Origin of the sequence: Plantactinospora siamensis (genome assembly GCF_042434095.1) — a bacterium.
GTDB lineage: Bacteria > Actinomycetota > Actinomycetes > Mycobacteriales > Micromonosporaceae > KBS50.
Genome location: NZ_JBHLUE010000014.1, coordinates 1 through 1,389 on the forward strand (window position 1 = coordinate 1; position 1,389 = coordinate 1,389).

Below are 1,389 nucleotides of genomic sequence, written 5' to 3' on the forward strand. Positions count from 1 at the left end.
GGGTCTACTGACGTTGTCGTGGGTTCATGGTCGTCCGGGTAGGGGTGGGCAGAGGCCTCCTCGGCGGAGCATGGCCATGGTGATGAGGGCTTGTGGGTTGTGGTAGCCGTAGCCTTGGCGGGTCAGTAGGCGTAGGTGGGTGTTGTTGGCCTCGACGCGGGCGTTGGACAGGCCGTGGTCGAGGGTGTTGTGGATTTCGGGTAGGTGTCTGCGGATCGTGCGGGCGAGTTTGACGAACGGTGGGAGGCGGCTGCGGGTGGCCCATCGGAGCCAGGCTTTGAGCAGCAGCTTCCCGTCGTCGCCTTTGACCGCGATGATCTCCCGGAGTTGTTCTTTGAGTAGGTAGGCCCGGTAGAGGGGCTTGTTGGTGGCCTGGATCGTGGCCAGGGTCGCTTGTTGGGTGTCGGTCAGGTTTTCGGGGTTGTGCCACAAGGCCCAGCGGGCGCCTTTGAGGGTGCGGGCGGCGGTGTTGGCGCCGCCTTTGCCGTGTCGGGCGGTGTTCCAGACCTGGCGGCGGACGAGGTCCAGGGCGTGGGTGGCCCAGGCCGTGAGGTGGTACGGGTCCAGGCAGCGCACGGTGTGGGGTGCCCGTTGGGCCAGCACGGGAATGATCCACGGGGCGGCGTCGGAGGAGATGTGGGTCAGCGTGGCGGTGCGTCGCGGGCCGAGGGTGTCGAAGAACGCCTCCAGGGTGGCTTTGTCGCGTCCGGCCTGGGCCCAGACGAGGCGGCCGGTGTCGTGGTCGACGACGACGGTGAGGAACCGCTGTCGTTTGCGGTAGGCGACCTCGTCGATGCCGATACGTCGTAGTCCGTCGAGACGGTCGGCTCGTCCGTCGGCCTCGGCGACGACCCGGGCGGCGATACCGGTCACTGCCCGCCAGGAGATCCGCAGCAGGTGCGCCACGGTGGAGGCGGCCGACCGGGCGGTCAGCCACGCGCAGGTGTCCTCGAACGCGGTGGTGAACCGGGAACCGTGCCGGGCCCATGGTGTATGTGTCACCGTCGGCCCGTGCTCTGGGCAGCGCACCCGGGCCGCGGTGGCCTCCAGGACGACCCTGGTCGTGCCGAAGTCCAGATGCCGCCACCGCCGCCGGCCCCAGCCCTGGTCGTACCAGGGCGCCCGCCTACCACAGCGTCCGCAGCGACGGGCCGCGCCTTTACGCGCCCGGACCCCGACGACAACGACCTCACCATCGTCGGTGTCCTCGATCGTCAGCGACTCGATGACCACCTGCGGCACACCCAACAGCCGCTGCCATATCCTGTTACTACGCACGCCGTTCTCCGTTATGCCCGATTCCAGTCTCGACAACCGGAACCGTAGGCCGGAGAACGGCGTGCGCTGCTACGACATGCTCAACCCACCCACGACAACGTCACAAGAGCC

1 protein-coding gene is annotated in these 1,389 nt (G+C 68.1%); it reads right to left on the reverse strand.

What is annotated here, in order from left to right; translation table 11 throughout:
• Nucleotides 1-24 precede the first annotated feature (24 nt).
• Entirely contained in the window at nt 25-1,278 is a 1,254-nt protein-coding gene (locus ACFFHU_RS17450) for an ISL3 family transposase (RefSeq protein WP_377340213.1), read from the reverse strand.
• Nucleotides 1,279-1,389: the final 111 nt, after the last annotated feature.